A 23,508-nucleotide genomic window follows, 5' to 3' on the forward strand; every position below is an offset into this window, starting at 1 on the left:
AACTATAGCAAACTATTTCGTCTGCGTCAATAACTTTTTTACTGATTTATTTTCGATCAAAGTCACTTCTTAAAGCGACAAGAAATATCTTACCACGTTATTAAACTTGAAGTCAACCATCTTTTTGAAATTCCTTAATTTCCTTCAGTTGTTGTGGTAGATATATAATTTAGCACAAAGTAGACAACTAGCGCAATACCACAACACTCACCAATTATAACCATTTTATTAGAAAAATTTATCATCCTTTGTTTTCCACTCATTTAAAGTTCATTTATCATTTTCCGTCAAAGACCCCCTCTTCAGGGAATATAAAGGATAATGCTCAAAAGTAAGTGAGAGGCAAATGATAACCAAAATATACCTTTCTATGTTATTGGTGTTATCATGAACGAAACTAGCCCCTTGATCGCAAAACGTAGGTTAATTTGGTAATCTTGAATTACACCAAAATACCAAAGCAGAGCTACAATACGAAAAGGAGCTTGTAATATACATGATACCACTAAATATGTAGGTTTAAACATATCAAAAGAAATTTGCAGTGGCAATTGCGGATAGGTATATCTAAACCTTGATATATCGGTATGATTACCTATAACGTAGAGGCAATTAGTAACAAATGAATAAAAAGATTTTGTTGAGCAAATTAATAGAAATTATTACATGAAGGCCTCCTGTATCGCCCAGGAGCTAAGGTATTTTTCCGTGGGTGCAGGGGCAGCGAAGCAAAATGGAACAGATCGTTGGTAAACAACCTGTCCCATATCACCTTTCCCCCACTTCATAAAAACCCTAAAATGGATTCGTCGCCCAAATAGCCGACGTCTTAATAAACGAGCGTTGTTCAAGTTTAAGCAGACTGGTCATATATTCAGCCAAGTCTTCTGGTTGGGTAAATTTTTCTGGATCTGGCTGATTGAAATTCTTTCCCCGTGTAAAGTCTGTTTCGACAAGGCTTGGTGTGAACACACTTACGCGAATATTATTGCGCCGAACTTCTTGCATCAACGACTCACTTAGGCCGATAACAGCAAATTTTGATGCACTATAAGCGCTTGATCCTTCTGTTCCTTTCAATCCGGACATAGAGGAGATATTGATAATGTCGCCACGGTTTCGCTTGATCATGCCCGGCAAGACCGCTTTTGTAACGTACACCATTCCCATTACGTTCGTATCAAGTACATTCTTCCATGTTTCAGTTGTGAGTTCTAAAAATGATCCGCGTGCTCCAATCCCTGCGTTGTTGATGAGAATATCGATGGAGCCTAGTTGTTGTTCGATTTTGTCAACTGCCTGTTGAACTTCCGCTTCGTCTGCTACATCTGCTGCAGCTGTTACAAACGTTGCACCTAATTCAGTCAATTCAGTTTGGATCGTGCCAAAGCTTTCTTCTGATCTGGCAATTAAGCCTAATTCCACGCCTTCTTTTGCAAGTTCTAATGCCGTAGCTCGTCCAATTCCCCTGCTTCCACCTGTAATCAATGCTTTTTTCCCCTGTAATGATTGCATGCTTGAACATCCTTTCTTTTCTATTTCGTTACAACAACTATAGCATAGTCATGTTAGTTCCTTAAAAATCCAGTTCCTTATAGAGGTTGTTCAAAAAGTCCGGTAAAAATGACACATCGAATTTCTTCGTTGGCTTGCTTTTCCGTTCCTCACGTATTAATTGCATACGTTCCGGTACTCAAAGCTACACCGCCTTAAACTTCTCGGTCCTTTTTATCCTCCTTTTGAACATGCACTTATAGTCCGAAATTGTCCTTAACCCTTTTTTGTGGATGACACCAATGATATGCTTACAAAAATAATCCTCCCAATTCATTTGGAAGGATTACACCATAAATGGGCCGCTATTACATACTTTTTTCCCAAGCTCCCTTGATTTCAACACCTGTTGCCTTTGCTGACGCTTCTAAGTCTTTTATTTCTTGGTTGGATAAAGCAACATCAGCAGCTGATAATGCGCCATCGATATGTTTCGATTTGGTAACACCGATAATCGGCACAGTTCCTTTTGCGATGGCCCAGGCTATTGCAATTTGTGCAGGATCAACACGATGGTTTTCACCTAATTTTTCCATATCATTTATTAATGGGGTCAACTTTTCTAGAACTTCAGAATTAAACGCGTCTCCCCTTCTAGTCCCAGTTTTAAAAGGATTTTGAGCGGTATATTTTCCCGTTAACGCACCTTGCTCCAAAACCATATATGAAAAGAATAAGACATTATGGTGATTGCACCATTCTACAATCCCGGCGTCTTCCGATGAGCGATAAAGTAAACTGTAATGGTTTTGTACGGCTGATAGTTCTAAGCCTTCCTTTTCAAGAATGGAAGCAGCCAACTTTATTTCTTCCAAGTTATGATTCGAAACACCCGCATGTTTTACTAGTCCATTTTTCATTAATGGGATAAGTTCAGCTGTCCATTTTGTTACATCTTTCGGGTTATGAATCCAGTAGATATCGGCATGATCCACGCCCAATCGATCTAAACTTCGTGTAAGGGATTCCTCCATTGCGTCTTGAGCACCTGGAGTAAACTTTGTTGAAATCAACACATCGTTTCGGTTCTTGATAAAATTCCCTAAAATAGATTCAGAAGCACCCATTCCATACACTGCGGCAGTATCCCACAAATTGAATCCCCCATTCATAGCCGCTTCAAAAACAGGCTTGAGATCCTCATCTGTAAGATTATTGCCAAAAACGGCATCTCCGCCATTTGCTCCGCTTCCCCAAGACCAGGTTCCTAATGCAATCGGAGGAATCTTATCGTTTTTTAGTTGAACATAATTCACTTTTAAACCCCACCTCTCAAGTATATTTTATCATTTTTCTCTATTATCATAAAATGGTACATCGTATGTAATAAATATGAGAGAAGCAAGACCAACCCTCATGATTGGTCTTGCTTGTCAGCCCTTTTCTGCTTATCACTTTTATCTGCCTTAGGTTTTTGATGTTGTTTTGTGATATCATCATTCATTTGTAAAGTTGAAGAATCCAAATTATTATTTAATGCCGCTTCTTCATTAAGTCTTTCTTCTTTATCCACGTCTATGTTCCCTCCAATATCATACAGAATAATATATAATTTGCCCTTTGGTTTTTATAAAATGTATCATTACGAACAAAATTACCGTCCTATGTGCTGAAGGCGAACCTCAAGCCCAAAAATATATCTTCAGTTATATGGGAAAAATATCAAGCGTGAAATTGACATTTAATCGCGACAGTAAGTATAGTAATTATCTAGATACTAGAAAAAATAAGTCGAGCACTAGCTGGATGCTGAAAGAACGGAACGCTGGGAGGTAAAACAATGGAAGCAGCCATTTCGTTAAGTACTTTGAAAGCTTTAGTAGAAAAGAAAATGAAGAAAAAAATCCTCGTAAAAGTAATGTGGAATGACAATGAAAAGATAACGTTATTCATCACGCCAAATATGAAAATCAACTCCTTTATATATGATGAAAAAGAAGGGTATTTGTTTTACGATCACGAAGGAAAGCCTGTCGGGTATGAAATCCCATGTATTCTGCCGGAAAAGGTATTCGTAAACGGAAAAATAAATATGGAAGCAATTCAAGACAAGCGATTAAGGATTAACAATCAGCCCATATCGAACGAAGATATACAATTTTTAGGAGAATAGCATTTGTAAAAACGAAAAGGCGGGGAAGCTATTTCTTATAGTCCGTTTATTTTATTACACTTAAATACATAACTAGCAACTAATCGAATAAAACCATCACAATCTTTTTGAGTATGTGCTTTATCCAGAGATTCGTAGTACCTATCCGACTTTCTACTTTAATGACAACGAGCGGGAAGCCATTTTTCATGAGTTCTAAATTTAATAATAAAGTCACCATGTAAAATGTTATCGGACTTCCCACAGTTTTTATATACTTTTTCCACATTTAATGAAATCGTTAACTATACGTTTGTTGTAATCCTTTCATGACAACGAATAAGCATATTACAAAAGTGTGAAATCATGCTTTTGTCCGTATAACCGAGGGCTTTACAACCAATTCTAATTTGTTTACAATGGCCACTACTTAATGAAGGGAGAATGATAATGAGTAAAAAATGGTTGTTAAGTTTATCCTTCTTACTGATCGTATTTGTAATGGCTGCATGTAGTGACAACGGTGATGACTCAGCTGAAGATAAAAAAGAAGAATCAGAAACACAGGAGCAAGCGTCGCCGGAGGATGGTACTGAGGCGAAAATGCCCGAACCTGACCTAGAAGACATTCCTGATGTCGTTGCAGAAGTTAATGGAAAAGAAATATCAAAGGAAGAGTTTGCAGCCACATACGAAGGACAATTTCAACAGGCTGCAATGCAAGCACAGATGAGTGGACAAGAAGTTGATCAAGATCAATTAAAAGAGCAGATTACAGACGGTTTAATTGGTCAGGAACTTGTTATCCAAGAAGCTGAAAACAGTGGCTTTGATGCTTCAGAGGATGCTGTTAATGAAACACTAGATAGTTTGGTAGAACAAAATGGACTTGAATCACAGGATGACTTCTTTGCTGCATTAGAAAAACAAGGGATGCCGAAAGAGGACGTAATGTCTCAGGTTGAAACACAAGTAAAAGTAAACAAGCTCATTGCTAGTGAAACTGGTGACGTTGATCCAACCAAAGAAGAGTTACAAAAAATTTATGATGAATATACAGCCCAGCTAGAACAAGTGGGTGAAAAAGATGGCGAAGAACAAGAAATCCCATCCTTTGACGAAATGAAGCCAAAGCTTATCGAACAAGTTAAATCTGAAAAGGAATCAGAAACATATCAAACACTTGTCAAAGAGCTTCAAGAGGATGCAGATATCACGAAAAACTTGTAATAGGAAAACCGGGTCCGAATAAGGCCCGGTTTTTTTGTTTATGAGACGATTCTCTCTGTGTGCTAGACTAGAAATGTTATGGTTAAACTTGTTCACTTGAATGGCTACTGCAACACTTTCTGCCGGAAAGGTATAGTTGCATTTGGAAATCGCTTTCACTATACTAATATCGTCACAACCAATAAATTAGGAGGGAAAACCCATGCTACCCAACTTTAATGAAAACTTGCAAAAATATGCCAAGCTTTTGGTCGCCAAAGGTATCAATGTTCAAGCTGGCGATTGGGTAAAAATGACCATTGCGGTTGATCAAGCTCCACTCGCTCGTTTGGTCACGAAAGAAGCTTATGCGCTAGGGGCTGAAAAAGTGATCGTGAAATGGTCTGATGACGAAATCACGAAAGAGCATTACATACATCAGTCTGAAGAATTATTGACCAACATTCCAAAATACGAAATTGAAGAATCCGAAGACCATGTATTGAATCATCACGTCTGTCGTCTATCCATTTTATCCAGTGATCCAAGCCTATTAAATGAAATTGATCCTACTAAAGTTGCTGCATTTCAAAAAGTGGCTGGAAAAGCATTCAAAGCACAGCGCATTGCAACACAAAATGACGACTTAAAATGGACCGTTGCTGCTGCGGCTGGTGCTGGCTGGGCAAAAAGTGTCTTCCCTGATCTAGCAACTTCTGAGGAACAAGTCGATGCCTTATGGGATCAAATTTTCAAAACGTGTCGTATCTATCATGATGATCCTGTTGCTGTCTGGGATGAACATAAAGAAACACTGAAGGAAAAAGCGACAACATTAAATGACATCCAATTTGATAAACTACACTACACAGCACCTGGAACGGATTTAACGTTAGGTTTGCCAAAGAACCATATTTGGGCAAGTGCGGAAAGCTACAATCCAGATGGTGTCGAATTTATTGCCAACATGCCGACGGAAGAAGTCTTCACTGCGCCTGATACACATCGTATGGATGGTGTCGTTCGTAGTACCAAACCACTAAGTTATGCTGGTACGTTAATTGAAGGCATTGAAGTACACTTTGAAGATGGCAAAATTGTAGATATTTCTGCTGAAAAGGGCGATGAAACGATTAAGAAATTGGTTAATGATAACGAAGGTGCAACAGGTCTAGGTGAAGTTGCGCTCGTTCCAGATCCATCCCCTATTTCCCAATCAGGCATTACTTTCTTTGAAACACTATTTGACGAAAATGCCTCCAATCATCTAGCAATCGGTGCAGCCTACCCGACAACAATTCAAGGCGGGACAAAAATGAGCGAAGAAGAGTTACTGAAGCACGGCATGAATGTTTCCACCACCCATGTTGATTTCATGATTGGCTCCGACCAGATGGACATTGACGGCATCAAACAGGATGGCTCGGTTGTTCCGATCTTCCGTAATGGGGATTGGGCGATTTAGGGTTTGTCTTATCGGACCTGTGAACAAAAGCAATATCCGCTCGTCAGTGTTATTGATGATGGGCGGATTTTTTCAACCCAAGAAAAGCCTCGGTTTCTCCCCAAAATATTTTCCGACTACGTAATTCACACATTTCATGTTTTACCTATTATGCAACAGGAATAGACATATATAGGTAATAGTTACTAGAGATAGTAATTTTCCACATGCTTAAATCATTCTTTGAAGGGAAGTAATACAAGATGGCTAAGTTAGATGGAAAAACAGCAGTAATCACTGGTGGTGCTGGTGGTATCGGTCAAAAAACAGCAGAATTATTTTTAAAAGAAGGTGCAAATGTGCTGCTTGTCGATATGAACCAGGATGCCTTGAATAAGGCCAAAGCAAACTTACAGGAACTTGGTGAAGTTGCAGTTGCAAAGGCAAACGTTACAGATGAAGCAGAAGTGAAATCATATGTAAAAGAAGCGACAGATAAATTTGGGTCGATTGATATATTCTTCAACAATGCGGGTATTGAAGGTGAAGTTGCCCCAATGGCCGAACAGAAATTGGAAGATTTCCAGAAAGTCATGACCGTTAATGCCCAGGGTGTTTTTCTTGGCCTCAAGCACGTATTGCCCGTCATGTCGGAGCAGAAAAGCGGTAGTGTCATTAACACTTCTTCCGTTGCAGGTCTTGGTGGTTTCCCAGGACTTTCACCATATGTTGCCTCAAAACACGCGATTGTTGGGTTATCCAAATCAGCTGCCGTTGAAGTAGCAGATAAAGGTGTACGTGTTAACTCCATTCACCCCGCACCCGTAAATACACGAATGATGCGATCCATCGAGAAAGGGCAAAATCCAAATGATCCGGAAAATGCAAAGGAAGAACAAACTAGTAGCATTCCACTCGCTCGATATGGCGAAACAGAGGACATCGCTAATCTTGTCCTATTCCTTGCATCCGATGACAGCAAATTCATCACCGGCGCACAATACCGCGTTGACGGTGGTATGGGGGCAAACTAAATCCAAAAAATAAATTCTACCTTTTATTAGCTTGTTTATTTAAAATCCCTTTCTAGCTTAGATATTGAACTAGTGTTTTTAAATCACAATATCATGCAGTAGTTGCTTTAAACCTTAATATTTTTTATTTTTTTAATCTCATCTTAATTCATCTAAAAAGGCTGCTTAACACTAAGCAGCCTTTTTACTACTATTTAAAATACCTTTTAATTGAATCATATATTACCAATAACCCAATAATCAATGCTGTAGTTCGCATTACAAACTCACTAACAAGTAAAGAACCCATGACTTCATTTTCGTTATAAAAACGACCTGTAATAATTACCGGAGCTACTATGATTATTACACCTATTATCAAATTAATAAAAAAAGCTATTAGTGAGTTATTTTTCATAATAATCCTCCTGTGTTATTCTGGGTTAGAAATTATAGTACCCGTCGGTCCAGACATATTTATAATGGTTAGATGAATAGGAAACACTAAAATTCACATTAGCGATTTGTCCAACACCAATATTGACGCTCCCGTTTACTGTTGTTGTACCATTATTATAAAAATCCCCATCTACTGTGTAATAAATTCTATTTGGATTTTGTAGATGAGTATAAACATTGCCTGAAAATTGTTTTGATTTTCCATTCGAATATCTATTCATCGTCACGTTTAAGATTTTCTTAATCGCCCTGAAACTACCTCCACCTTCATCTGTTTGAACATAATATTTCACACCAGGTTCATAGGTTGATGTAACAGTAAAATAAGATGTTAATGTTCGATATGGGCTGCGTAAGGTGAAACAGATGACTTTCGGGATTTATCACTTGTAAAACTTGAAATAACCTGGGTCTTCGCCTACTTTTTTGATATGTTGTTATCTTTTGCAATACCTTCAACAACTTCATCAAAAGTTAAAACTTCGCTCATGGTTGTTTCTGCATTCTCAATATCAACGTATCCTTGAAGTTTATTCACATGTTCCATACCGTCTTCTGTCGTATTCTCTTCTGCAAAGACTGGTGAACTCGACACAAGAACAGCACCTACAACTAGCGCCATTCCAACTATTAATTTTGTAGAAACTCATAAAAATCCCTCCAAAAATTAGTAGTTTAGTAGCTCCAAATACATTATACACCATTAAACGTCATAGTTAAATCATTTTTCAAAAAAGTAATTTAATTTATAAAATTTATGGAAATTAAGTTAATTAACTTTCGTAGACTAAAAGTTACGCTTTATTTGGACAGCAGTACTCTCCATTGGCACCTATATTATGTTACCTAACGACTGACAATCATCAGGATAAAGGAGAAACAATTCGACTTGGTTACCAACAAAGCTTTCTTTGACACTTTCAAATCGCTGAAAAAGCCTTTTAAATAAATAGGACGGATAACCCCTGCATTGCACCAGAAAAAACACTGTAAGAACTTCCCCCTACAGTGTTTTTTATAAACAATCAAAACGCGCCTGATCCACCGCCACCTCCACCAACACCAGCTCCTCCGCCTGGAGTGCCGCCGGTTGAGGAGGAGGCAGATACCGTATTGTTCGCCTGATCAAAGTTGTTACTGGCGGATGTTGCTATCAACATGAACAGCAACATATCAGAATTACTGGGACTGGCCGCAAATAGTTGCTCATTTTTCTTCTTGATTCGCCAATCATTCGTCCCAATCCCGTAGATGAAAGCACGTTTCTGGTCATCATCCATTTGCTCATTCCATTCATCAACATCCATTTTCTTGTATTTCTCTTTAAAGTCCTTCCATTGATGACTAATTTCTACGCCTTTCATCGTTTTTGGTCGATATAATATTGCAAATACGATTAACCCAAAGGATAGCAGGCCTGAGAAGATCATCCACATATACAATTCATGGATCCCAAACAATATAGCTGCTGGTACTAAAGGAATGCTTGATAGACCAATCCATACACGCTTTTTTGTCTTTTTCTCAAATAAGTGATAACCCTTAACTTCTTCTTGTACCGCTTCTTTCCATGCTTCATAATCTTTTTGATATTTAGAATGGTTGGTTTCACTTTTGGTGTATGCTTCGAGATCCTTTAGGTGAAATACTTCATTTTGCCCAATCGTATCAAACAACCAATGGATCAAATCACTTTCATGATCGTGGTCCGTATTGCGATGCACAACATGGAATGTATTCTCATCTTCCCGTTTCACATACCCTTTTCGAACCAAATCCATTAGCGCTACCGTCAGTCCTTCTGCCCCTATAATTCCCGAATTCATAAAGGATATTGTCGCGGGTATGCTCATCTCTGCTTTCGGTATGAAGGATACAGTTGGAATTCGTCGCTCGATTTCCATGTCTATTGCGTGTTTCTTCCGCCATGCAGAAAAGCAGATGATAAGGAAATAAAACGCAAAGATGCCAACAATATATGGAGCCAGATTTTCTAAAAAGCTTTTCCGCTCCTCAAAGGCAGCCTGTTTTTCTTGCAGCTCTGTTTTTGCCTGCAAGATCTCATCCCGCATCGGTTTTTCTTTTGTCATTGTTGCACTTGGAAAAAGCGCTGCATCATAGGCAACATGAATATTGCCGTTTGATCCTGCTGGCACCTCCCCCATCACAAAATGCACAACGCCATTCTCTTTTGTTTTTGCTGTCCCAAACGCCTCTTCATCGCCAAATGCAATCACATCATCTGTTGATTTCGGCGGGTGAACGTATACATCGAACTGCCCATAATCCGATTCATTGCCTTCATCAAAAAATGGCCAACTAAATTGCCCCACATCGGAATAGAGCTGGACGCCATTTTTGATCGTATAACTTACGTCGATGGTAATCCGGTCATCCTTCCCCTTGCGATAAATTTTATATTCATTTTCGTCCTGTTCTACTTTTAAATTTTCTCCATCCTCCGTCGCCTTCACGTTAATAATTTGTGTATCCTCTTTAGGAATCAATGTCCTTGTTATACCATTAAACTCACCATCAAAGGTGTACGTTTGCTTTTCGGTCACATCTACCGTTCCATCCTCCTGTAAAAATGCATCAATTTTCATATGTTCAATGGAATATTCCATTGCATGTGTTGTTAGTGGAAAAATTGTAATCGAAGCAACTAATAGAATAAGTGCGAGTAATTTTTTCATGGCGAAACCCCTTTCCATTCATTTATACGTAAAGGGATGTGAATAAGTTTCATGGCGTTGGGTCGTTAGCCTGTTGTTTTTGTACACGGATCAATCATTATTTATGCTACGATAGCCATAAGTTATTAGAACAGAATCGGGATAAATTCGTATACATTATTTTTCATTTTGAGGCCAATAGTTACATTGTCGATGAATATAATTTGCGTAAGATGTGAAATCTGTTTTTAGCCATGTGAAATGTATTACTTCCCAGGACAGGGTTGCAAACAGAAAATTGAGGAGGATTGATAGAATGAGAAAATTATTCTTTCTTCTGACTTTACTAAGTCTAGTGGCCTGTGATATAAACTCTGACACTTCTGAAGTAGTCATCGATTGGGTTGATTTTGTAAACATTGATGGTGAACAATATCAGAGTCTTCATACGGTGAAAATTGCGGACAGCCGTTTCATTGGTGCTGAAATCGGGCAAGTGGATTTTCAAGTTGATGAAAATATTTCCAATCCAAGCTATAAGCCTAAGGATGGGGATGCAGCATTTTTGAAAAAGGGAACAAAATTATATCAGGTAAAAGATATGCCAAACCTTCTTGCTGTACGTGATGAGCATGAGATTAACGGGTACAAAATCTATCAGAATGAGGACTCGAAAGCTAACTGGAATTATCAACATATGAACAAAGACACCATCGAGAAGATCGAAATTTACGAAGGCTATACCAATCCAAAACCGCTTCATGCTATATCAGGAGAAAAAGAAATAGACAGATTGATTCAGTTGCTTGATGAAGGAAAAACAAGCAATGACTTTACCCCGGACATATCAGAAGGAGATCCTGTCATGTACCATATGGTATTCTACCACGATAAACCAATTAGCTATCAATTTACATTACAATTTGATGGGGATGTGTGGTTCTGGAGTCCGGATCATTTACAAATTGTTCCCGATGAGATTGGAGATATTATACTTGCCCCGTAGAGTGCATGACCTACCCGGCTTCGTGCACGGCTTCCTCTGGTATGTGCACGATCTGCTTGGCTTCGTGAACGTCTTTCCTCGGACCGTGCGCGACTTTCCTCCATTCATACACGACCTGCCCAAGGAAAAGCTCTCCTCTCAATTGTGGAAAATAGCAGGAGGAATCCAATTAATCAGAAAGCGGGAAGTAGCAGGATTATTTGATGCTATATAATCCCGCCAATTCTTTTTATACAAATGAAGTGTAAAATAGTTAAATATGAGTACATGAAGAAAAGGGAATTCAATCACTCCATTCATTCTTCTTCAATATATGCCGCTAACGTCGCAGCTGTAAACTGCCCCGCAATACCGCCTTTCCCAAGAAAATAGGAAACTATTTCACCTTCAGTTAACCCCAGTTCCTTCAAGCCCCTTGCGATCATCGATAAATAGGCTGCTGATGGTTTGTTAACTATTGTGTGATCCATCGGTGTGTTCGCTGTAAATGTAAACATTGGAAATCCATCTTCCTCGCCAAGATAGACAATTGATCCATACCAGCCGTCCGTTACCATTTGTTTACCCATTCGAATCACCTGCTGCAAATCGACCTGCAAGCCTGGCTGATTATTTTCTTGTGCGACGACTTCTGAGAATTGTTCGGATGTAATCAAATATTTCCTTGCCAACGTTCGTTCCTTTTCAACCGGGATATCCCCAATAAAAGCAACCCCACCATCGCCCCATTTGCTACGTTCTTTGGCAAAATACAGTGGATATGGCAATTCCGCCTTTGCACTTCTTTTTGGTGCAGTTTTATCCGTACATCCCCATTCCTTCGTTGATGAACCATTTGGGGTATCACCAAAAATATAGCAAAGAAAGCGGTCCTCACAAATATTCGAACCATAGCTCACATACCAAACATCCATTAATAGCTCCTCCTCTCATGGAATCGTTTTGTAGATTCTATTCAAAGCCGATTTTGTTACCATTATATCGTACACCAAAGATGCGATTCCAGTTATATAAGAAGACTTCATTGACTACTCTGTTTCTTCCATATAGTATGAAAAATAAAAAGGAGTATTTTTCATGAAACGCATTATTCTACTATTAATTCCAGTACTTTTCATTATTGTTGCTGGATGCAGTGACGATTCCTCATCCGCAAGTTCGGCTGAAAATGAAAGTGTTGATTCACAATCCTTAGAAAGTGATAGTTCAGCTTGGGAGAATAACGATGATCGTGACAAAGATGATTCAACTACGGATACTAGTCAAGCTGAGGAAGATAATAACGAGCCTGATTCTACTAGTCAATCCACATCTACAGAAAACAATACGAATGATAGTTCAGTAGATAATGATACAAATGATCAAAATGCAGAAACAACTTCAAATTCCCAAACCACCGAAACGAATGATATACATATCTCATCCGGAAGTTCTGCTATTAAATACCTAAAACAGCAATTGGAAATGGACAATGACGATATCGTATTCGATGATATGGGTGGAACGTTAGAGCAAGATGATAAAGGATCTTACTATACGGTAAAACTTGTTTCAAAGTCGATGGTGGAAGATGGGGGCTCAGGAACAGCGGGAATATATAAGGTTTATCAGGATGGGAGCTATCAGTCAAAATATTAATCCAGACCAGTAATATCGAAAATTTTTTCATAAGCGAGTTATCATCCCAATTTCTAGAATCCAAAGGTGCTGATAACTCGCTAATGATTTGCAAGAACAATATCCACCCCACCTCCCCTTCGCATCCTTTGCCTTCCCACCCCACAACCTTTACAATGATCATTGTGAAAGGAGTCTATCAATGAACACAAACTATGACCTACCTGAAAATATAAATGAACTTTTACAAGCAACAAAACGAAATGATGATACATTGCAAAACCTCATTCGCCAAGGCGGCTATGTCCCACCACATATCGATCTAGTCATCGATGCCATTACCGCTTTAAGCATGGGCAAAAATATTTTATTAAAAGGACCGACTGGCGCTGGGAAGACGAAATTTGCAGAAACGCTGTCTAATTTATTCCAGCAGCCGATGTTCAATGTCAATTGTTCCGTGGATCTCGACGCGGAAAGCTTGATGGGTTTTAAAACGTTAGCATATGAAGATCAAAAGCAAGTGATTGAATTTGTCCCGGGACCCGTAACGAATGCCATGAACCATGGAACGTTTTTATATATTGATGAAATAAATATGGCCAAACCGGAGACATTGCCACTTATTAATGGGGTGCTGGACTACCGAAGAACGGTTACCAATCCGTTTACGAATGAAATCATGACAGCAGAAGCAGGTTTTAATGTGATTGCGGCGATTAACGAAGGCTATGTTGGTACCGTTCCACTGAATGAGGCGTTGAAAAATCGCTTCATCGTTATTGATGTTCCATATTTGGAAGGGGAACAGCTCAAACAGTTGATCCAAACGAACACAAGGCTAACAAATAAAACGACCATTGATCTTTTTGCCAAATTGTCCGCTGATCTCATTCAAGCTGTATATCAGGGAAAACTGTCCGAAGATGCCGCATCGATCCGGGCATTGCTTGATGCTTGTGATTTAAGTACGGTAATTCCCGCGAAACGCGCTGTTATTCGGGCAATCGCAGATAAACTAGAGGAAGAGCGCGAACGAGAATTTGTGAACAATATAGCAGACACCCTATTTTAGTGCGTGTTCAAAAAGGAGGATAAAAAGGACCGAGAAGTTCGAGGCAGCGTAGCTTTGAGTACCGGAACGGGCTTCCATAGGATGTGGTGACTTCTGCGTTGCCCACAGGACGTGGGCGGTTTTAGCAGAAGTTCCTTAGCCCGTGAGGAACGGAAAAGCAAGCTAACGAAGAAATTCGATGTGTCATTTTTACCCGACTTTTTGAACAACCTATTTTAGAAAGGAGCATGCTGGATGAAGGGTAACCGGTGGATTGATACAAACATCGATACGAATCTTTTTCTGCAACTACAAGACCTAACTACAGTGTTATCCGGAAACGCTGATTTAGCTTTTGAATACACGTACGGATCGTCTATCGATATCATCGATCATAAAGTGACAGGCAGTAAGATTTGGGATATGGATAAACTTGAAATTAAGGAACCCGGCTATAAAACGGATGTCTTTTTGCGAACGATCGGGACATTAAATCAAACGCATATTCCGTCCATGAAAACATATTTGGAAGATATGGGCGAATCCAAGTTGCCTAAATTCGGGATCCAACTTGTAACGTTACTGGAAGATATTCGGTTGGAGGAAATTATCAAACGGGTCAGACCAGGGACAAAACGGGATTTTTCCATCCGTACCAACTATCTAAAACACTATTTTACAACGCAATTAGCCACAAACGTAACAAAAAGCTATGCACTGGATGAACTATTTTGCCTGATCTACCTATTATTGCAAACCGATCAACCTGACCCTGATTTTCCTCAGGCAAATAACGTACAGCTTGAACATTTAGAAAGACTCAAGCCATTACTTTACGCCAGTTATGAAGCAAAAAAGTCAGCAGATATCGTACAGATTGCACAACAAATCGTATCTTCACTAACAGAGCAGTATAAGGACATGATGAACGATTATTTTACGTTTCCCATTTCCCATATCGAGTCCTACACAAGGAATACGTTATTTGATGAATTAACCCGGACCGATGAACTGGCAAACAATGACATAGAAGAAGTAGATGAAGAAAACAGCGAGTATTTTGATCAGCCTTTTTCCACTTGGCACCGAGAAAATCAAAATAGTGATCGGAAACAAAACTTTCTCCAATTTGAACTAGATGTTGGTACGAAAACAAACATCCGTGGTGGTGGCGCACGAGAAACCGAGGACGCGGATCAAGCAATGGGTAGCGTTCAAGGCACTTCTGGAAAAAGTAAACGGAACGACTATTCCGATCTAGAATCGCTGGAAAAACAGGAGGAGAAGCAAGGAAAGGAAGCAAGCGGAGGCGAAAATATTTATGGTGTGGAAAATAAACATGCTGTCGCAATCGAAAAAAATGCAGAAATGCCGTCCGAAGCTGATATGGAGTTATATCGGCAATACGTCCGTGAGATCGAGCCATTCAAACGGAAGCTTGCAGCAACCATTGAAAAAACAATCGAACACAAAAAGAATGCACCACGAAAAGATTTAGTCAATGGAAGACTATCAAAAAAATTATTACCGCTTGTCATCGATGAGAACCCCCGCGTATTTTATAAAAAAAGCCAGGAGTCAAGTGACATTGATGCGGTATTCACTTTACTTGTCGACTGTTCCGCCTCGATGCACAATAAAATGGATGAAACCAAACGAGGAATTGTATTATTTCACGAAGTATTAAATCAATTAAAAATCCCCCACTCCATCATCGGATTTTGGGAAGATGCCAATGAGGTAAAGGAAAACTATCAGCCGAATTATTTTCACCGGATCCATTCCTATATCGATTCTTTTTATCAAAACGACGGAGCCAACATCATGCAACTGGAGCCGGAGGAAGATAATCGGGACGGCTTTAGCATCCGCGTCATCACAAAAGAGTTAGTAGCCAGAAGAGAAAAGAACAAGTTCCTGCTCGTCTTTTCCGATGGTGAACCAGCAGCTTCAGGATATGATCAAAATGGGATTATCGATACGAATGTTGCGGTGGCTGAGGCGCGTAAAAAAGGGATTGACGTCATCGGCATGTTTTTGGCAGATGGCGAGATTGATGAACATGAGGATGCAACGATGAAGAACATATATGGGAAAGAACGTCTAATGGTCCCAAGTGTCGCTGAGCTGCCTGAGCAGTTTGCACCGTTGTTGAAGCGCTTGTTGATGAAGGTGATTTAGGTGTGGTGTCGGTTACTCAAGATATTTAAACCGAATACAAAGAAACAGCCCTACACAAGATGGTAGGGCTGTATAATGAATACGTATATAATTTTAAACCCCATCCTCAAGACTAAGCACGAAACTCAATCATTTTGCAAAATTAACCCATCACCCATTTTAACGATATGATCAGCATAAACAAGCATTTCCTCATCATGGGTAACCATTAGGGAAGTAATGTTAAGTGTTTTCGTTAATTCCTGAATTAGCAACATAACATCTTTAGACTTTTTTGAATCCAAACTTGCAGTAGGTTCGTCTGCAAAAAGAACTTTAGGTTTATGAATAATTGCCCGAGCAATTGCAACCCTCTGTTTTTCCCCACCAGACAATGAAGGTGGATAAGCATTTTTTCGATGTTCCATTTCAACAAAACCTAGAATTTTATCAATTTCTTTATTTTGATCATGTTTCGTTAATTTGGATTCCGAAACATTCAGCATTAACTTAAGTTGTTCTTCTACTGTCAGAAAAGGAACAAGATGTGCAAACTGGAAGACAAACCCAAATTTACTTGCCCTTATTTTCCGAATCTGCTCTTGGTTCATATCACTTACATTTTTTCCTTCAAATATAACCCGACCATTTGATGCGGGTTGAAGTCCTGCAGCAATGGTTAACAATGTGCTTTTACCAGATCCTGATGCACCTACTAATGCTGTTATCCCCCCTTTTTCAAGGGTAAGATTGATTCCTTTTAGTATTTCTTCCTTCACTTCACCATTAGTGAACGCCTTTTTCACTTCGTCTATTGTAAAAAATTCCATGTTAAACCTCTCCTTGTTGTATTGCTTGTAATGGTTCAACTTTTTTCGTTTGTAATCCCGAGAGTGTAGCTCCGATAAATCCAATAATTAAAAAGACAACCGACAATTGTGTTGTTGTTTCAAAAGTTAAACTAAAAGGCATCCCTTCAGGTGCAATCATATTAAATCCTTGACTGAGTGCAACAGATAAACCAAGTGCTATTACGGTAATAAATAGCATTTGTGTCCACATCATTTTGAATAAGGCACTAGTTTTCAATCCAATTGCTTTTAATATGCCGTACAATCCAATTTTCTGGACGTTCATCATATAGAAAAAAATTGCAAACAACATTCCACTAATCACAACTAAAAACCAGACAATCATATTAAGGGACATTTGCTCCGCACTATAACTTGGTATCGTATTGAGAAATTCCTTCTTGGAAAATGACTGTAATCCAGCCACTTCTGATGCCTTATCCTTTCCAGGTGCAAAAATCAATTGCATTTTATCTGTTCCATAAATTTCTTTGTAATCCTTTTTACTAATATAGGCAACTGGGGCATGGCTGAACTTCTTTTGGTCAACAAAACCTTTTACAGTAAATTCACCACCAAATTGATTGTTTGTTAAAATATCTCCAACTTTTAAACCTTTATCCTTCATTGAACGATCTAATATCACTTCCCCGGCACTGACATCCTTAAATAGCTTTGAATCGGTTGAAGTGACAAATGAGACACTATGTTGCTTGCCATTCTCATCATTCAAAAAGCCCATTTGAATCGACAGTGCTACAGCATCATTCCGTTTATTTAACAATTTTTCTTGGGTACTGCTATCGATTCTCGACAGATTATAGGTTTCGTCTGCATCTGTATCCATATAAAATTCCCCGTCTGGTAAATCTTTAATTAATGCAGCATTATCTTGGGATAATCCATTCGCCAAACCCGAAATAATAAACGTTAATAGGCTAATTAAAAAAACAATTGAACCTAAAATTAAAAATCTTATTTTATTCTTTTTCATTTCCTTCCACGCAAGGTTCATCTTCAATTCCTCCAATATCTGATCTACAATCCTAGTCTATAACTCTTATATGAACAGAAAATGAACAGGTAATTACATTTTCACACATACCCTTAACAATGTCTGAACCGTACTTCATTAATTCATCTAAAAAACAAGACTACGATGTTGAAACTTAACCAAAATAATGCCTGCGAATATTTATTGTAATATTCTAATATCTATGTTATTCTTTGATATGGGAGGGGATTTTCAAAATGATTACAATCCGTCAAATCTGAACGCTCTAATCATTATCTTTTTCAAAAAGTACACAGTAAAAAGATAATGAGGGAGAGAGAATCTATATGAAATTCAAAAATTTAATAAACAAATTCAATGGAATACAAAAAGAGGTTAACTTTTCTGGAACTGTATATGCAAAAGTGAAGGATTCCGTTTTCACGAAAAGTTATGGCTATTCGAATCGTGCTGAGAAGATTACCAACCAAGAAAATACAAGATACGGGATTGCATCTGGGTGCAAGATTTTTACAGCAATTGCTATTTGTCAGCTTGTTGAACAGGGAAAGCTTTCATTTGGTACAAGATTAAAAGATTGTCTTGCTGTAGACTTTCCTTATTTTGATGAAAACATCACCATTTACCATTTGCTTAGCCATACATCAGGTATACCGGATTATTTTGATGAGGAAGAAATGGATGATTATGAAGAGCTATGGCTGCAAAAACCGATGTATCAGATGAGAAACTTACATGATTTTCTACCATTCTTCCAAAACAAAAAGATGAAATCGCCAGCGGGGACGTGCTTTCATTATAATAACGCCGGATACATTGTCCTTGGATTAATTGTTGAACAAGTGACTGGCGACAATTTTAGTGATTACGTAGAACAGTTCATCTTTAAGAAAGCCTACATGAATGATTCTGGCTATTTTGAAATGGACTCCCTACCTGAAAGAGTTGCTCAAGGTTATGTCGAACAACCTGATGGCGGATACAAAACAAATATATACTCCATCCCCGCAAAAGGTGGATCGGATGGAGGTGCTTATGTAACGGCAAAAGATATGGTTACGTGCTGGGAAAGCTTATTCAATTATAAACTTTTGAATAAAGAAATGACTGACAAACTGTTGGCTCCAAAATCCCATGTTGAAGGAGATATTTTTTATGGATATGGGCTATACATGCAAATGGATCAAGATCACGTTGTAAAGTATATATTAATGGGTTATGATCCAGGAGTTAACTTTCGTGCCGTATTTTATCCGGAAACATCGTTGCATATTGTGGTCTGTTCAAACAAATCAGATGGTGCATATGAGGTTATAACGGAAATACAGGAAATGTTAAAATAATGAATAGGGAGCTGTTGTTGGCTCCCTATTCATTCGTATCAAATTAAGTTAGTGTTGTCTAAATATGATAATTTATCAACGTAACGTCCTTACGTTCTACATTTTGTTCGAATATGGTGTGTAACCTTGTTTTTCAAAAAAGGCTCCGCAGTAATACTTGCATTCGTGCTTGAAGTTCTATTTTTTGCTTCTAACTCAATTTTTCCAACTTCCAACCAAGACCGAGCTATTCCTTTTCCATGATAATTTTTATGATCATAAAGTCTATTGAGATGGTCACCATGTGTTAGGTTACTAAATCCAGCAATCATTTTGTTTATTTTAGTAACGTACGTGATATTCTGGTTAAGTTATCCCTCTAAATTTCTACTTTATAGCGCTTTTCTTCCTTAGGAACCCACTGTGACTTTGAAATAAAGTTTAATACGTGCTGATATGCTGAATTTTTTCAATTCAGCAAGCAGGCCATTTTGTTGAATAAACGTAATAATCAATTAAAAGTTGTTAGGGGGAACTGTGAAAATGACGCAAATTCATAAACGTATAAAAGTTAACATTACGCCAACGGAATCGAAAACAGATGAACCTATTTCTTTTCAAATCTATACCACCGAACCATCACGGCAAATTGTTATTAAAGCTTCTACTAAAGACGACCGTCAAGAGACATTTACTTCTGAAGCAACATATATATCTGATAAAAACGGTCTTATTGATTTAAATATACACTCACCGATAGAAGGTAACTACAAAGGCATTGATGTACTAGGATTATTCTGGTCAATGCAGTCTAAGAAAGATCGAATGTTTATCAAACACAGTCCGGATCCGTTAGTGATTAATATTGAAGTTTATGATAATGGCGAATTATTAGCTTCGGAACAAGTTACTCGAACGTTTTATAAAAAAAACATTGTTAAAAAAATATTGAATGATGATGCGATGTTTGGGACATTATTCTATCCCGAAAATGCTCATTCGTTACCTGCTGTTGTTATTGTAGGTGGATCAGATGCAGGAGTACACGAATCTTCTGCTGCCTTGCTCGCAAGTGAGGGATACGTTGTATTAGCCCTAGCCTATTTCGGACGAAAGGGTTTACCGAAAGGGATTGTGAATATTCCGCTTGAGTATGTAGACCATGCATTTCAATATTTAAAGGGCTTATCACAGGTTGATCAAAAACGCTATGGCATCATCGGCTTCTCCCGAGGATCCGAACTCGCGTTACTATATGCTAGTCTTTTTCCTAACATAAATTCGGTAATTGCTGTTGCCCCGAGTGCAGTTGTTTTTCCCGGGCTTATCAATATGCAGCCAGTGGACAAACCAGCATGGACATATAAAAATGCACCCCTTCCCTATCTTCGGGCCCAGCGCACAAAACGAGATACATTTTCCTTTTTTAAACATTGGATTCTTGGAAAACCTTATTCGGGTTTGGATGTGATAAACCATAATATACAAGATGAACAACAATTAAAGGAAACAGCAATATCTATTGAAAATATTAAGGCACCAATGATGTTTTTTGCTGGTGAGGATGACCATGTCCAACCTGCCGTATTTTTCACGAAACGGATGGAGAGATGTCTACAAAATCACGAGTATAAAAGCAAGCATAAGTTCATCTATTATGAAAATGCTGGACACTTTTCTCCATTTCCGGGTAACCTTCCCAACCTCCCTCAGATCACAGGTAACTCGCAATTTCATATGAGAATGATTTTTGGAGGAACAAAAGAAGATAATGCGATAGCAGCGAACGATTCATGGAAACAAACAGTTCAATTTTTAAACGAGACATTAAAAGACCCAACTTAATAAGATAATTTACACAGCTAACACTTGCTTGCAATTAACAAGTAGCAAATCCAGATAATTTAATCCTAAGCATACGGGTCCGATTGTGGAATTTTACATCCGTAAGTGTTCATCATTTTTCAAAACAAATTCTTTTAATTTAACGTAAATTATGGGGCTACGAGATATTTTTGATCAAACTTTATTTCTTTATTTCAAAGCTACACCCACGCATTTAATTGAACCTTTAAATAGTCTTGTATTCACTGAATGAACAGTATTAATCATCTCTTCAGCTATCTCGGCACCCCTTATTAGATTGGTATTTATTTATTATTTCAATTGCGGCTTTTGCTTCCCCAACTAAACTACTTTTTGATGTCAGCTTCTTCGTAAACATGATTACTCTGAATAAGATAAACCGCTAATTTCGTTTCGATATACAACCTTTACGAACATTTAATGCAAAAAAACGACGTTCATACGGATTAATTCCGTATGAACGTCGTCAGATCAGCTCTTATGATACCAGTGGCCGGGGTCGAACCGGCACTCCCGAAGGAACACGATTTTGAGTCGTGCGCGTCTGCCAATTCCGCCACACTGGCATGTGTCTGGAGGCGGCAACCGGATTTGAACCGGTGATAAAGGTTTTGCAGACCTCTGCCTTACCACTTGGCTATGCCGCCGAAAAGTAGTAATGGAGCGGAAGACGGGATTCGAACCCGCGACCCCCACCTTGGCAAGGTGGTGTTCTACCACTGAACTACTTCCGCATAAATGGCTGGGCTACCAGGATTCGAACCTGGGAATGACGGGATCAAAACCCGCTGCCTTACCGCTTGGCTATAGCCCAAACTTTTTAAACAAATACTAAATAATGGGGCGACCGGTGGGGATCGAACCCACGCGTGCCGGAGCCACAATCCGGTGCGTTAACCACTTCGCCACGACCGCCATGATATAATGGCAGGGGTAGTAGGAATCGAACCCACATCAAAGGTTTTGGAGACCTTCGTTTTACCATTAAACTATACCCCTACTTAAGTTGAAAAAATAAGATGGTGGAGGGGGGCAGATTCGAACTGCCGAACCCAGAGGGAGCGGATTTACAGTCCGCCGCGTTTAGCCACTTCGCTACCCCTCCATATTATTGGAATAAAAATGGTGGCTCCGGACGGAATCGAACCGCCGACACACGGATTTTCAGTCCGTTGCTCTACCGACTGAGCTACAGAGCCTTTATGTATTAAATTATTAAGTGGCGGTCTGGACGGGACTCGAACCCGCGACCTCCTGCGTGACAGGCAGGCATTCTAACCAGCTGAACTACCAGACCATGAAATTTTAATTTTGGTTGCGGGGGCAGGATTTGAACCTACGACCTTTGGGTTATGAGCCCAACGAGCTACCAGACTGCTCCACCCCGCGATATGAATAAAAACACTATTTTATTAATGGTGGAGGATGCAGGGCTCGAACCTGCGACCCCCTGCTTGTAAGGCAGGTGCTCTCCCAGCTGAGCTAATCCTCCGACGCACAGGATATGCTAATGCATGTGTTGGCGATTGTTGTCGCGAATTTAACATGCTTTCCCTACTATCCATTAAATTTAGTGGTGACCCGTACGGGACTCGAACCCGTGTTACCGCCGTGAAAGGGCGGTGTCTTAACCACTTGACCAACGGGCCAGTTTATTTAAAAAGTGGCGGAGAGCGAGGGATTCGAACCCTCGAGGCCGCGATAGCGGCCTACACGATTTCCAATCGTGCTCCTTCGGCCACTCGGACAGCTCTCCATGGCTCCACAGGTAGGATTCGAACCTACGACCGATCGGTTAACAGCCGATAGCTCTACCACTGAGCTACTGTGGAATAATCCAATGTGGAATGAAACTTGCCTGGCGACGTCCTACTCTTGCAGGGGCAATGCCCCAACTACCATCGGCGCTGGAGAGCTTAACTGCTGTGTTCGGCATGGGAACAGGTGTGACCTCTCCGCTATTGCTACCAGACCTTCATGTTATTGTTTATAGGACGTAAATAAGTTTAACATAAGTTTCTTAAACCATCAATCCAAGTGATGCCAATAAAATTAGTGACAACCAATATTATAATCTATTCCCATAAAAAATCAAGTAAAAACTTGAAATATGTATAAGGTTTATACCCTAAAAGCTAAATAAGAGGTTTTCAAACAACGAATCAATAAAA

The 23,508-nt window shown here is 39.1% G+C and carries 20 protein-coding genes, 14 tRNA genes and 1 rRNA gene; 10 read left to right on the forward strand and 25 right to left on the reverse strand.

Annotated elements, in window-relative coordinates; genetic code table 11:
- Positions 1-795: 795 nt before the first annotated feature.
- The 3 genes from ACW2QC_RS18965 to ACW2QC_RS18975 form a co-directional block, all read right to left on the reverse strand.
- Positions 796-1,515: a 3-ketoacyl-ACP reductase gene (locus ACW2QC_RS18965; RefSeq protein ID WP_457545511.1), complete on the reverse strand. Its 720-nt coding sequence runs from the start codon at positions 1,513-1,515 to the stop codon at positions 796-798.
- Between the two features lie 347 nt (positions 1,516-1,862).
- Positions 1,863-2,810, reverse strand: a complete 948-nt coding sequence (locus ACW2QC_RS18970) for an aldo/keto reductase (RefSeq protein WP_457545512.1) — start codon at positions 2,808-2,810, stop codon at positions 1,863-1,865.
- 98 nt (positions 2,811-2,908) lie between these two features.
- The gene (locus tag ACW2QC_RS18975) at positions 2,909-3,067 is read right to left on the reverse strand and encodes a hypothetical protein (protein ID WP_457545513.1); all 159 of its coding nucleotides are present in this window, start codon (positions 3,065-3,067) and stop codon (positions 2,909-2,911) included.
- 267 nt (positions 3,068-3,334) lie between these two features.
- Here ACW2QC_RS18975 and ACW2QC_RS18980 point away from each other — a divergent pair, with 267 nt between their 5' ends.
- From ACW2QC_RS18980 to ACW2QC_RS18995, 4 genes are all read left to right on the forward strand, one after another.
- Positions 3,335-3,667, forward strand: coding sequence for a hypothetical protein (locus tag ACW2QC_RS18980; protein WP_457545514.1), 333 nt, complete (start codon positions 3,335-3,337; stop codon positions 3,665-3,667).
- A 429-nt stretch (positions 3,668-4,096) separates the two neighbouring features.
- Positions 4,097-4,876 carry a SurA N-terminal domain-containing protein gene (locus ACW2QC_RS18985; protein WP_457545515.1) on the forward strand — a complete coding sequence of 260 codons (780 nt, stop codon included), beginning with the start codon at positions 4,097-4,099 and terminating at the stop codon, positions 4,874-4,876.
- 202 nt (positions 4,877-5,078) lie between these two features.
- Positions 5,079-6,320 (forward strand): aminopeptidase, encoded by a 1,242-nt coding sequence (locus tag ACW2QC_RS18990; RefSeq protein WP_457545516.1) that lies wholly within the window; start codon positions 5,079-5,081, stop codon positions 6,318-6,320.
- A 242-nt stretch (positions 6,321-6,562) separates the two neighbouring features.
- Complete coding sequence (locus ACW2QC_RS18995) at positions 6,563-7,333, forward strand: SDR family NAD(P)-dependent oxidoreductase (RefSeq protein WP_457545517.1); 771 nt, start codon at positions 6,563-6,565, stop codon at positions 7,331-7,333.
- A gap of 190 nt (positions 7,334-7,523) precedes the next feature.
- On the opposite strand, the gene ACW2QC_RS19000 is transcribed toward ACW2QC_RS18995, so the two are convergent.
- From ACW2QC_RS19000 to ACW2QC_RS19010, 3 genes are all read right to left on the reverse strand, one after another.
- Positions 7,524-7,730, reverse strand: a complete 207-nt coding sequence (locus ACW2QC_RS19000; protein WP_457545518.1) for a hypothetical protein — start codon at positions 7,728-7,730, stop codon at positions 7,524-7,526.
- 459 nt (positions 7,731-8,189) lie between these two features.
- Entirely contained in the window at positions 8,190-8,366 is a 177-nt protein-coding gene (locus tag ACW2QC_RS19005) for a hypothetical protein (protein ID WP_457545519.1), read from the reverse strand.
- A gap of 430 nt (positions 8,367-8,796) precedes the next feature.
- On the reverse strand, positions 8,797-10,467 hold the full coding sequence (locus ACW2QC_RS19010) for a DUF2207 domain-containing protein (protein WP_457545520.1): 1,671 nt from the start codon (positions 10,465-10,467) through the stop codon (positions 8,797-8,799).
- Between the two features lie 295 nt (positions 10,468-10,762).
- On the opposite strand from ACW2QC_RS19010, the gene ACW2QC_RS19015 reads away from it, so the two are divergent.
- The gene (locus ACW2QC_RS19015) at positions 10,763-11,452 is read left to right on the forward strand and encodes a hypothetical protein (protein ID WP_457545521.1); all 690 of its coding nucleotides are present in this window, start codon (positions 10,763-10,765) and stop codon (positions 11,450-11,452) included.
- Between the two features lie 296 nt (positions 11,453-11,748).
- Here ACW2QC_RS19015 and ACW2QC_RS19020 read toward each other — a convergent pair whose 3' ends face one another.
- Positions 11,749-12,366, reverse strand: a complete 618-nt coding sequence (locus ACW2QC_RS19020; protein ID WP_457545522.1) for a hypothetical protein — start codon at positions 12,364-12,366, stop codon at positions 11,749-11,751.
- A gap of 163 nt (positions 12,367-12,529) precedes the next feature.
- Between ACW2QC_RS19020 and ACW2QC_RS19025 the strand changes: the two genes are divergently transcribed.
- The 3 genes from ACW2QC_RS19025 (at position 12,530) to ACW2QC_RS19035 (ending at position 16,304) form a co-directional block, all read left to right on the forward strand.
- Positions 12,530-13,090, forward strand: a complete 561-nt coding sequence (locus ACW2QC_RS19025; protein WP_457545523.1) for a hypothetical protein — start codon at positions 12,530-12,532, stop codon at positions 13,088-13,090.
- 181 nt (positions 13,091-13,271) lie between these two features.
- Entirely contained in the window at positions 13,272-14,144 is an 873-nt protein-coding gene (locus tag ACW2QC_RS19030; RefSeq protein ID WP_457545524.1) for an ATP-binding protein, read from the forward strand.
- 234 nt (positions 14,145-14,378) lie between these two features.
- Complete coding sequence (locus ACW2QC_RS19035) at positions 14,379-16,304, forward strand: vWA domain-containing protein (protein ID WP_457545525.1); 1,926 nt, start codon at positions 14,379-14,381, stop codon at positions 16,302-16,304.
- 125 nt (positions 16,305-16,429) lie between these two features.
- Here the strand turns inward: ACW2QC_RS19035 and ACW2QC_RS19040 are convergent, their stop codons facing one another.
- Together ACW2QC_RS19040 and ACW2QC_RS19045 are read right to left on the reverse strand one after the other, a co-directional pair.
- Positions 16,430-17,113 carry an ABC transporter ATP-binding protein gene (locus ACW2QC_RS19040; protein WP_457545526.1) on the reverse strand — a complete coding sequence of 228 codons (684 nt, stop codon included), beginning with the start codon at positions 17,111-17,113 and terminating at the stop codon, positions 16,430-16,432.
- 1 nt (position 17,114) lies between these two features.
- Positions 17,115-18,149, reverse strand: a complete 1,035-nt coding sequence (locus ACW2QC_RS19045; RefSeq protein ID WP_457545527.1) for an ABC transporter permease — start codon at positions 18,147-18,149, stop codon at positions 17,115-17,117.
- Between the two features lie 326 nt (positions 18,150-18,475).
- Here ACW2QC_RS19045 and ACW2QC_RS19050 point away from each other — a divergent pair, with 326 nt between their 5' ends.
- Positions 18,476-19,492 (forward strand): serine hydrolase domain-containing protein, encoded by a 1,017-nt coding sequence (locus ACW2QC_RS19050; RefSeq protein ID WP_457545528.1) that lies wholly within the window; start codon positions 18,476-18,478, stop codon positions 19,490-19,492.
- Positions 19,493-19,581: 89 nt separating this feature from the next.
- Here ACW2QC_RS19050 and ACW2QC_RS19055 read toward each other — a convergent pair whose 3' ends face one another.
- Positions 19,582-19,830, reverse strand: coding sequence for a GNAT family N-acetyltransferase (locus tag ACW2QC_RS19055; RefSeq protein WP_457545530.1), 249 nt, complete (start codon positions 19,828-19,830; stop codon positions 19,582-19,584).
- Positions 19,831-20,014: 184 nt separating this feature from the next.
- On the opposite strand from ACW2QC_RS19055, the gene ACW2QC_RS19060 reads away from it, so the two are divergent.
- Positions 20,015-21,316, forward strand: a complete 1,302-nt coding sequence (locus ACW2QC_RS19060; RefSeq protein ID WP_457545529.1) for an acyl-CoA thioester hydrolase/BAAT C-terminal domain-containing protein — start codon at positions 20,015-20,017, stop codon at positions 21,314-21,316.
- A gap of 505 nt (positions 21,317-21,821) precedes the next feature.
- Here ACW2QC_RS19060 and ACW2QC_RS19065 read toward each other — a convergent pair.
- The 15 genes from ACW2QC_RS19065 to rrf form a co-directional block, all read right to left on the reverse strand.
- Positions 21,822-21,903: transfer RNA gene (locus ACW2QC_RS19065), tRNA-Leu, on the reverse strand.
- A 7-nt stretch (positions 21,904-21,910) separates the two neighbouring features.
- Positions 21,911-21,984, reverse strand: a tRNA-Cys gene (locus tag ACW2QC_RS19070).
- Between the two features lie 12 nt (positions 21,985-21,996).
- A tRNA-Gly gene (locus ACW2QC_RS19075) sits at positions 21,997-22,071 on the reverse strand.
- A 5-nt stretch (positions 22,072-22,076) separates the two neighbouring features.
- Positions 22,077-22,151: transfer RNA gene (locus ACW2QC_RS19080), tRNA-Gln, on the reverse strand.
- Between the two features lie 25 nt (positions 22,152-22,176).
- Positions 22,177-22,252 (reverse strand) — tRNA-His (locus ACW2QC_RS19085).
- Between the two features lie 10 nt (positions 22,253-22,262).
- Positions 22,263-22,336, reverse strand: a tRNA-Trp gene (locus tag ACW2QC_RS19090).
- A 21-nt stretch (positions 22,337-22,357) separates the two neighbouring features.
- A tRNA-Tyr gene (locus ACW2QC_RS19095) sits at positions 22,358-22,442 on the reverse strand.
- A gap of 18 nt (positions 22,443-22,460) precedes the next feature.
- Positions 22,461-22,536 (reverse strand) — tRNA-Phe (locus tag ACW2QC_RS19100).
- Positions 22,537-22,557: 21 nt separating this feature from the next.
- Positions 22,558-22,634: transfer RNA gene (locus tag ACW2QC_RS19105), tRNA-Asp, on the reverse strand.
- A 15-nt stretch (positions 22,635-22,649) separates the two neighbouring features.
- Positions 22,650-22,726, reverse strand: a tRNA-Met gene (locus ACW2QC_RS19110).
- A gap of 27 nt (positions 22,727-22,753) precedes the next feature.
- Positions 22,754-22,829 (reverse strand) — tRNA-Val (locus ACW2QC_RS19115).
- Positions 22,830-22,911: 82 nt separating this feature from the next.
- Positions 22,912-22,986, reverse strand: a tRNA-Glu gene (locus ACW2QC_RS19120).
- Positions 22,987-23,001: 15 nt separating this feature from the next.
- Positions 23,002-23,093 (reverse strand) — tRNA-Ser (locus ACW2QC_RS19125).
- A gap of 1 nt (position 23,094) precedes the next feature.
- A tRNA-Asn gene (locus ACW2QC_RS19130) sits at positions 23,095-23,169 on the reverse strand.
- Between the two features lie 24 nt (positions 23,170-23,193).
- Positions 23,194-23,309, reverse strand: a 5S ribosomal RNA gene (gene rrf / locus ACW2QC_RS19135).
- Positions 23,310-23,508 lie beyond the last annotated feature (199 nt).

The organism is Virgibacillus sp. FSP13 (genome assembly GCF_054048505.1).